The 8,997-nt window shown below is 26.5% G+C and carries 11 protein-coding genes; 8 read left to right on the top strand and 3 right to left on the bottom strand.

Annotated elements, in window-relative coordinates; translation table 11 throughout:
• The 5 genes from BM119_RS18900 to BM119_RS18880 form a co-directional block, all read left to right on the top strand.
• Positions 1–249 (top strand): transposase (locus tag BM119_RS18900; protein ID WP_177199515.1); only part of this gene is annotated, 249 nt, incomplete at its 5' end.
• Positions 250–780: 531 nt separating this feature from the next.
• Positions 781–1,065, top strand: a complete 285-nt coding sequence (locus BM119_RS18895; protein ID WP_090043265.1) for a TIGR04540 family protein — start codon at positions 781–783, stop codon at positions 1,063–1,065.
• Positions 1,037–1,792, top strand: coding sequence for a ParA family protein (locus BM119_RS18890; protein ID WP_090043264.1), 756 nt, complete (start codon positions 1,037–1,039; stop codon positions 1,790–1,792). Before BM119_RS18895 ends, BM119_RS18890 begins: the two co-directional genes overlap by 29 nt.
• Positions 1,785–2,279 carry a hypothetical protein gene (locus tag BM119_RS18885; protein ID WP_242948476.1) on the top strand — a complete coding sequence of 165 codons (495 nt, stop codon included), beginning with the start codon at positions 1,785–1,787 and terminating at the stop codon, positions 2,277–2,279. The genes BM119_RS18890 and BM119_RS18885 overlap by 8 nt, the downstream gene beginning before the upstream one ends.
• 1,181 nt (positions 2,280–3,460) lie before the next feature.
• Positions 3,461–5,020 carry a hypothetical protein gene (locus BM119_RS18880; RefSeq protein WP_090043263.1) on the top strand — a complete coding sequence of 520 codons (1,560 nt, stop codon included), beginning with the start codon at positions 3,461–3,463 and terminating at the stop codon, positions 5,018–5,020.
• Between the two features lie 358 nt (positions 5,021–5,378).
• On the opposite strand, the gene BM119_RS18875 is transcribed toward BM119_RS18880, so the two are convergent.
• Positions 5,379–5,567: a hypothetical protein gene (locus BM119_RS18875; RefSeq protein WP_090043262.1), complete on the bottom strand. Its 189-nt coding sequence runs from the start codon at positions 5,565–5,567 to the stop codon at positions 5,379–5,381.
• Between the two features lie 74 nt (positions 5,568–5,641).
• The gene (locus BM119_RS18870; RefSeq protein WP_090043261.1) at positions 5,642–6,115 is read right to left on the bottom strand and encodes an NUDIX hydrolase; all 474 of its coding nucleotides are present in this window, start codon (positions 6,113–6,115) and stop codon (positions 5,642–5,644) included.
• A gap of 300 nt (positions 6,116–6,415) precedes the next feature.
• Between BM119_RS18870 and BM119_RS18865 the strand changes: the two genes are divergently transcribed.
• Positions 6,416–6,781 (top strand): SdpI family protein, encoded by a 366-nt coding sequence (locus BM119_RS18865; RefSeq protein ID WP_090043260.1) that lies wholly within the window; start codon positions 6,416–6,418, stop codon positions 6,779–6,781.
• A 130-nt stretch (positions 6,782–6,911) separates the two neighbouring features.
• On the opposite strand, the gene BM119_RS18860 is transcribed toward BM119_RS18865, so the two are convergent.
• Positions 6,912–7,358, bottom strand: a complete 447-nt coding sequence (locus tag BM119_RS18860) for a hypothetical protein (RefSeq protein WP_090043259.1) — start codon at positions 7,356–7,358, stop codon at positions 6,912–6,914.
• Positions 7,359–7,569: 211 nt separating this feature from the next.
• On the opposite strand from BM119_RS18860, the gene BM119_RS18855 reads away from it, so the two are divergent.
• Both BM119_RS18855 and BM119_RS18850 read left to right on the top strand, forming a co-directional pair.
• Entirely contained in the window at positions 7,570–7,851 is a 282-nt protein-coding gene (locus tag BM119_RS18855) for a hypothetical protein (protein WP_090043258.1), read from the top strand.
• Positions 7,852–7,963: 112 nt separating this feature from the next.
• Positions 7,964–8,997: AAA family ATPase (locus BM119_RS18850; RefSeq protein WP_177199514.1), on the top strand; the 1,034-nt coding region annotated here is incomplete at its 3' end.

Below are 8,997 nucleotides of genomic sequence, written 5' to 3'. Positions count from 1 at the left end.
TTTATGGGATATTTGAAAGGAAAAAGCTCACTTATGATATTTGATAGACATGCAAATCTAAAATATAAGTATGGGAATAGACAATTTTGGTGTAAAGGATATTATGTGGATACAGTAGGAAGAAATAAAAAGGCAATACAAGAATATATAAAAAATCAGTTGCAAGAAGATATAGCAAGTGATCAAATAAACATGAAAGAATTCGTTGACCCGTTTACGGGTGAGCCGATAATGAAAGGCAAAAAATAAAAGCCACTTTAGTGGCAGACTGTAAAAGTTATGCGGTTGGCGGATCTTATTCAACGTGTCTTAAGACACAGCCAGTAATATGCCCTTATAGGGCTAGAGCATGCCACCCGTTTTACGGGTGGTCATGACTTATATTTATGAATGTTGAAATTTTCATATATACTTTGTTTTATTTATATATAAGGGTTCACACAAATAGCAATTATAAATTAATTTCTATAAGATTTCATCATGTTAGAATAAGACAAAGTTTGAAACTAACCTCAACCCTAACTTGTCATTTGTAACTAAATGAAGATTTGAACCTTTAAGTTTATAAGTTATTATTTTACATAAATTTATAAGGTAACTTATAAATTATAACGAAGCTAAGGGTGTAACTTGGGAAGGATTATGATAGAAATTAGTATATTATAGGAGAGAATAGCGAAATTTTAGTATAAAAGTAGTTTGTATTTAGGTTAAATGTGGTGTAAAATAGATATAAACATAGGTTAAATACGGGTTAGTTTAAGAAAAGGAGGGTAATTCATGGTAAATAATGATTTGAGGCTGTATTATAAAAATCAATATGAATTAGGATGTGCTATTAGAGATTATATTGATGCTTACTTTGAGGATCAGGTTGAAGATGAGGAGCTAGAAAGAAATATAGCTTCAGTTATAGATGCCAATAGAGATAAATTTTTTAAGGGTAATGACATAGCACAAAAACCTAAACAAATCTTAGGAAAGACTAGATTAAAAGTTTTAACACAAATTCTTATAAAAAGGGGGGAATGGGAAAGTGAAGAAGATAGCAGTATTAAACAATAAGGGCGGGGTAGGTAAAAGTACTGTTGCTGTTCAAATATCGCATGGACTCTCTATGCTAGGGTTTAAGGTGATTTTAGTTGACCTTGATGGGCAAAATGATAGTAGTTTATTTTTAGGTATAAGTGAAAAAGATTATAATAAAACATTTTTTGATTTAATAGATAAGAGAAATGATGTTAAATTAGAAGATTGTATAATAAATGCTAGAGAATCATTAGATTTACTTCCAAACTCTCATATAGAAGAAATAAATGCAGAGTTTTATAGAGAAAGTAGAATAGATTTAATTTTAAATGAAAAATTACAAGGGTTAGAAAATTTAGGTTATGATTTTGTAGTTGTGGACTGTGGTCCTCAAAGAACTAGAATAAATGATTCTGTACTTTGCTATGTAGATAATATAGTAATGCCAGTTCAGGTTGAAGCAGCTGCTGTAAGAGCTTGTGGTAGTATATATGAATATTTATCAGATTTAAGATTATCTCCAGATAAAATATCTCTTATAATACCAAATATGTACGATCAAAGAACTAGAGATGCTAAAGAAAATTTAGAATTTCTTAGAGAGTTTTTTAAAGATGAGGATAACATAGTTACAAATCCTATAAATAGAAGAGTTAAGATTACAGAAGCAGGTAAGATGGGAAAAACTGTGTTTGAATATGATGAAGAATCTGCCCAACAATTTTTTGAGGTTCTAGAAAGGCTGGTGAAGAAAGTTGGCTAAAAGTAAAAACAAAGCGGATATCAGCAGTAATTTTGAAAATCTAAAAGCTCAAATGTTGAAGAAAAAGGAAATGGCAGAAACTTTAGTATCAAATAATGATTTAGATCATGAGGAATCAAAGGATATTAAAATAGAAAATCATAACATAGAAAATGATATAGAGTCTGAACATATTAATAATGATGTTATTGAATATAAATTTGAAGCAGAAAATGATAACAAAAAAGAAAAAATAGAAAGTGATAGTGTAACTAATTCCAGATCTTTTTTATCATCTAAAACAACTGAAGTTAAGGATGTAAATGTTAATAGGATTGTTATCAAAAAAGTGGAGAAGCAAGAAACTCCTAAAAGAATTACTTACTATCTAAAACCAGAAACTATAAAGAAAATAGATAAGTTCTCTAAAATGGCTGGAATGGGTAAGTCAGAGTTCGTACAAACTCTTCTTGAGGAAGTTTTAAATAATTTAGAGATTGAAAAATAGATGTATATTAAATTTATGTGGGTATAAGTAACACAAAGGTAACTGGCTACATATATAATTCTAAGTTATAAAAAAGCATTGATGACTAAATTCCAATAACTCACTATGTTGAAATAATTGGATTTTTTAATGGCATCAATGTTTTTTAGTTTTTCTTGAAAAATCAAAATTAATTTTCAACTTAGGCATATGAAAGAAAATAATAGACAAGCATACTGGTCTATTATTTTTTTGAATGTGCCTTAGTAAAATCACAAGCAAACTTCATCTGAAGCTAAGAATTACCTGATAATCTTAAGTTTATATGTATAGCTTACTACTAATGTAAATAATTTACAATGAACTGGTCATAGATATACATATTTAAATTTTTTTATGATTTTAAAATAGTTAAATGGAAATAAGAAAAAGTTTTTTAGAATTATGATAATTATAAGCGGATTTATAAGAAAAATTTTCTTCTAATTTATGTAAAAAGCGATAAATTATAGTAAAATTCAATCCTTTATAATAAAAATTTTATAAAGAAAAAACATGTTGTAGGAATTTATTGGAGAATAATCAAGAAAAAAGTAAACATATTATTTTGTATCTTAGTATAAGTTTCGTTGCAAATATGATTAGAAAAGTGATATAATCAGTATAAAAATAAGTTAAAATTAAGTTGAAAGTTAAATAAATTAAAAACTGAAAAGTTTCCTAGGCTCACAGTTTTAATTTTTAAATGGTGCTTCTAAATAATCCAAATTATTATTTATATGTAAAATTTGCAATGGTAATAGATATCTATATAAGATGTATTATATGGCCAGTAGAGTAGTCTTTTATTTTAAGAGATACTATCTGAAAAGGATATATAGGTTCTCCTAGCACATTTTAAAGCTTTTATATTATAAGAGTGGAATAGGGTAGTGTTAGTCTTTTAGATATATATAGGGGATACTATAAAGGTATATATGTTTTTATAGAAACTTATAATAGAAAAATTTCTATAGATTTAAGTAAAAATTAATTTATCTATAAAATTGCAATGAATACATAATTAAAAATCCATAAAAATATTATATGGTAATGGTTTTGAATTTTTAAAGGGTTTCAATACTAGTGTTTTATAATATAATTATTTATGAGATTTGCAAAAATATTTTAAGAAGCACCGCCTATTAAAAGGAGGTGTTTTTTTGAATGAGCCTTCAATAAAAGAGAATCTTATAAAAGAAGCGTTAGAAAAGGATGTATTTTTACTAAAGGATATATTTGCTGGAGAAGATGCAAAAACAGAAGTTAAATCTATAAAGAGAAAATGTGACGGATTTACTGCCATAGGAATGAAAAGAAATAAAGAAAATTTTATTCAATGGCATGTTCCTAATGAAAAACTTATAGATAATGTACATAAACTTGTTGATTTTAAGGATGTTTATATATCAATAAACTCCATGCTTTCTCCATTAAGGCAAATTAAGAATTTAAGACATCTTCATGCTTTTTGGGTGGATCTTGATTATTATAAAATAAAGAGATACAAAAATAAGACCAGTGAAGAAATGATAGAAATCCTTAAAAAAAAGAAACTATTTAAGGATGTAGAACCATCTTTCTTTGTGGATAGTGGAAATGGAATGTATATCTTTTACTTAATAGAAAGTGCTACAGTTAAGGCATTACCTATATGGCAAAAGATACAATCAGCTTTTGTTAAGCATTTTTCAAAATATGGATCAGACAATTTGAGTGCTGATGCAGTCCATGTTTTAAGACTTGCAGGTACAATAAATTCAAAGACAGATAGACGTTCAAGATTTATATTTAATTCAGATAAAACCTTTAGGTTTGAAAAGGTAAAGGAACCTATGAAGGTATATACAATAAGCGAGCTGTCTAAAGTCATGCTTCCAGCTCTTCCTTATACTAAGGAAGAATGGGATAAGATAAAAAACACAAAAAAGGTGACGAAAAAGATTAAGTTATCTAAAAAAGAAATATCACTTTACAACTTACATACCCTTCATTTTGCAAGACTTAATGATATTCAAAAGCTTCAAGAAATAAGGAATGGGGAATGCAAGGGCATAAGGGAAGTATTATGTTTTTTATATAGGTATTATAGCTGTTTATTTATAAAGGATCCAATAAGTGCTCTTGCTAATGTTATAGATTTTAATGAGAGTTTTAAGGAACCGTTAAATGAGAAAGAAGTAATTGCAGCCACAGCATCAGCAGAAAAGGCCTATCGTCTTTGGGAAGAAACTTTTGAGGAGTATATGTCTTTAGAAGAGAATATAGCCATGAGTACATTCTTTAGAAAAAAGGGGTGTTATATATATTCTAATAAAAAGCTTATAAAACTTCTTAATATTAGCGAAGAAGAAATGGATAGCCTTTCAACTATAATAAGTACTAAAATAAAGAATAAAAGATCTAAGGATTATAGAAATGAATGGAAAAAGCAAAATAGTAAAGAAAAACTTAGAAATTATTTAGGACTTACTTCAAGACAACAAGGTAAGCTTGATAATCTTAGAGCAGTACTAGATCTTAAAGAAAAGAAAATGAAGCAAAAGGAAATTGCAGCTGAGCTTAAAATAACTCAACAAGCAGTATCAAAGCTATTAAGAGAATATAAAAATAACTTAATAGATAAAGTTATTTTAAATGCTTTAAATATAAATGACAAACCTAAAACTTATTCAAAGGATGAGTTTAATGAGGTTTATGATATAAGAGATATTGCGAAATAAGTTTAGTTAGTTACAAGTTACAAGTTGGAGTGAATAGTTAAAAATAAACCTTTCAAAACATTATGTTTAAGAGCATTATGTTTTGGAAGGTTTTTTATGTTTTAAAAGGGATTAAATTTTTGTGCCTTGTATTTATAAGGGTAGTCCTATAGCTACATAATGAATAATCTTTTGATTCAACATGAAATTAAAACTATTTAAACTTCTTTTTTATTAAACAGTTTTTCAATAAGTTTATTTGAAATAAATGCATTTGCAAATAGTAAAAGCATTATAATATATCTAAGATCTATATTATCTGATTTAAAAACATAAATAACTGTTGGTGCTAAAACTATTAAAAATATAGTGCTAACATTTAATATAACTTTGAGTTTTTTATATTTTTTTCATTTATTTTATTTGCTTTGAGTAATTTTATCTTATCTTTATTTAATATAAAACTTACAAAAAAATTATCATATTCTTGTTTTGAGAAATAATAAAGACCTATTAATGTAACTAGTATACATACTGTTGCAATAACAATAAAAATATATATAAGCATAATAAATTCCTCCTTTTATTTTTTGAAGATGTCTTATTTGTTTTGTCACTTACAATAATAAAACAAATGATTACTTAATTAATATTTATTGGACTACTAGGTATATTGCCCTTAATAATTTCTAAAAAAAGCTTGCCAATTTGTGGTGTGAAGAATTCTTCCCTTGATGATAAGACATCATCTACACTCCACCATTTAAAGCCGTTTAAAGTTCTTACTTCATTAAGTGTCATATTTTCAAAGGAAATATCTGCATTATCAATTTGAATAAGATAGTACCTTTCGTAACTAACAAAGTCTTCGCTTTTACCTTTAAAGACTACTTCTTTTGTCCATATCCAAGGTCCTACTGAATTGAATACCAATCCTGTTTCTTCAAATAATTCCCTTTTTAATGCTTGTTCAAAATTTTCACCTTCTTCAACCCCTCCACCAGGAGTTACCCATAAAACATTATCACCTTGAATCTCAGGGAACTTAAATTTAAAAAGTAAGATTTTGTTTTCACTATTGATTAATAGCGCTCTAGCTGAGTTTCTTATAAACATACTATTCCTCCTATAAACTTACCAAATTTGTTTCGTACTATCCTAGGATTATGTAATAACTAAATTATATATTAAATTACTGTTTTTGGATATATTAAGTCCGGTATTCTTGTCTATTTGGCATAATACTTCATGGTCAAAAGTCATCCATATCACCAATATGAATGACTTTTAACTCTTTGTGTTATCCCAAATATACTTGGAATCTTGGGTCTATTATTTTCTCAAGTGCTTAATACAAATTGTAAAATATATACTATAATATATATATTGGACAATATTCACAAGGAGGAAGGATTGATGAGTATATCAAGTTATTGTTTGATAGGGTTAGTTTTCATTGTTATTGGAATTTTAATGAGATTATATCTACCTAAGGATATAAATAGAACATTGGGATATAAGACACCTTTTGCTATGAAGAATAAAGATACATGGAATGAAGGTAATAGATTTTTTGGTATTTTAATTATAGGTGGAGGTATTTTATTTATTATTTTGATTTTTATATTTGAATATATTTATGTATCTAATTTTAAAGATAGATTATTAGGAATAAGTATGTTTGTAATTATAATAGGAAGCATGATTTTTACAGAAATTCACCTTAGAAGGGTATTTCATAGGGACGGAAATAGAAAGGGTAAATTTCATGATAAACACTGATAAAATATTAAGTGAAAATGAAGTTTTTTTATGCCTTACAATCCTTTGTGAAGTCAGCTACTTTGTGTTGATTAGACCCTATTTTTGGTTTGAGTGAATTTCTATTTTCATATTTAGATAAAATTTCTTGTTATTTGAAAGTTACTTTAACCTTTGATAATACAGATTCCTTAATATCATCTGTAAGATCAATTTTAATAGTAGTATCTTTTGTTTTAATCTCTAAAACAGAACCATTTAAACAATAGTTAGTTATATTTTTTCTAAGTATTATCTTTCCATTATGTACAATTAACCTTTTCGTTATTATGCACTTATTTAAAATCAAAATAGTATATAGGAAGGTAAGTATTTTACATATAGATATAACTCCAGTGTATGGTGTTATGCTACCAATAAAAATATCATCAATTAGACTTAATATAAGATATACAAAGAAAAATTTTGAAGTGTTATTTAAAAATTTTGTGAAAAAAGAATTAGTCTTTAGTACAAATATACTAGAGTGATTTAAATATAACATATACATTATAATAATGAGAAATGAAGAAGAAGTAAGTATATAGTTTACAGTCATAATACACCTCGTTGTAAGTAAATTTTTAATTACATATATTTATAATATAGTACAATATTATAAAAAATACAAATAAACAGGTTAATTATACATAGATATACTTTTGATAATAAAATATAACCTGGAGAATTGAGTAAAAAATAAATAATGGATTATTTTGGGTGAGCGTTATATAATTAACTAACTATAAGGGAAAAACGGGGAGGTATTTATGAAAATTAGTCAAAAGATAACTGCTATGTTAGTAATTATATTTGGTGTTATTACTCTGTGTTTAGCCATATTATCTCTTTTAAGATATTTTAAGACTGATATAATTATGATTTTTGCAGGTCTTACACAATTATTTTTAGGGTTAAATCAAATTAGTATAGGACAAAAAATAGATTTAGAAGAAAAAGGGAATGGTAAAAACAATAAAATAGTTGGGATATTTTCAATAATCGTAGGGGTAATTATTATTGGGGTTTTTCTTGTTGAAAAAATTGTATAATAGAATTTTACGTTTTTTATGGCTTTAACTTCTGTTACTTTATCAGTTGTTTGATCTGCACTAATTGGATATAATAAAACATACATAGGCTTTAATAAGGTAGGTGAGAAATTTGAAAAGAATACCAATAGGAATAAGTGATTTTAAGACAGTAATAGATGATGGGTATCTATTTGTTGATAAATCATTATTAATAAAAGAGTTTTGGGAAAGTAATGGTCAAACTATATTAATTCCAAGACCAAGAAGGTTTGGTAAGACTCTTAATATGAGTATGGTAAAGTATTTTTTTGACAATAGAGAAGATAACATGAAGATTTTTAAAGGGCTTAACATAGAAAATCATAAAAATATTATGGATATTCAAGGAAAGTATCCTGTTATATATTTATCCTTTAAAGATGAGAAGCATAGTTCATTTGAAAATTTAAAGGTTGGATTAAGAAATTTATTGAGCAAACTATATGTTGAACATGAATATTGTTTAAATTCTAATAAAATTCATAATATAGATAAAGATTACTATAATTCTATAATAAATAAGAAAGCGGATATAGTAGATTTATCCGATACTTTAAAAAGACTCTCAGAGTATTTAAGTGTTTATTATGATAAAAAGGTAATAATTTTAATAGATGAATATGATGTCCCAATTCAAGCAGCATATATAAATAACTATTATACGGAAACTATAGAATTTATGAGAAATTTACTTAGCGGAGCATTTAAGGACAATATTTACTTACAAAAGGCAATGATTACGGGAATACTTAGAGTGGCAAAGGAATCTATATTTTCAGGATTAAACAACTTAAAAGTAGAGACTGTTTTAGGATATAACTTCAGTGATAAGTTTGGATTTACTGAAGATGAAGTTAGAAAGTTAGTTTCTGATTACAATATAGAAGAAGATTTTAATGGCGTTAAACAATGGTACAATGGATACTATTTTGGGAACGTAACAATCTATAACCCTTGGTCAATACTGAACTATTTATCAAGTCCTGAAAGTGGGTTAAAGCCATATTGGGTTAATACTAGCTCAAATGACTTGGTTAATATTCTTTTAGCTAAAGGTTCTGAGGATGTAAAAAATGATCTTCAGACTTTAATCAAAGGAGATTCTATAAGCAAAACTATTGATGA

This window comes from Clostridium frigidicarnis (assembly GCF_900111985.1).
Lineage (GTDB): Bacteria > Bacillota > Clostridia > Clostridiales > Clostridiaceae > Clostridium_Z > Clostridium_Z frigidicarnis.
This window is presented reverse-complemented; position numbering and strand designations above follow the sequence as displayed.

What these genes read in the sequence shown, in the direction of transcription:
- BM119_RS18895 (WP_090043265.1), top strand. Translation starts at nt 781, where the DNA reads ATGGTAAATAATGATTTGAGGCTGTATTATAAAAATCAATATGAATTA.
- BM119_RS18875 (WP_090043262.1), bottom strand. Translation starts at nt 5,567, where the DNA reads ATGCTTATATATATTTTTATTGTTATTGCAACAGTATGTATACTAGTT.
- BM119_RS18870 (WP_090043261.1), bottom strand. Translation starts at nt 6,115, where the DNA reads ATGTTTATAAGAAACTCAGCTAGAGCGCTATTAATCAATAGTGAAAAC.
- BM119_RS18865 (WP_090043260.1), top strand. Translation starts at nt 6,416, where the DNA reads ATGAGTATATCAAGTTATTGTTTGATAGGGTTAGTTTTCATTGTTATT.
- BM119_RS18860 (WP_090043259.1), bottom strand. Translation starts at nt 7,358, where the DNA reads ATGACTGTAAACTATATACTTACTTCTTCTTCATTTCTCATTATTATA.
- BM119_RS18855 (WP_090043258.1), top strand. Translation starts at nt 7,570, where the DNA reads ATGAAAATTAGTCAAAAGATAACTGCTATGTTAGTAATTATATTTGGT.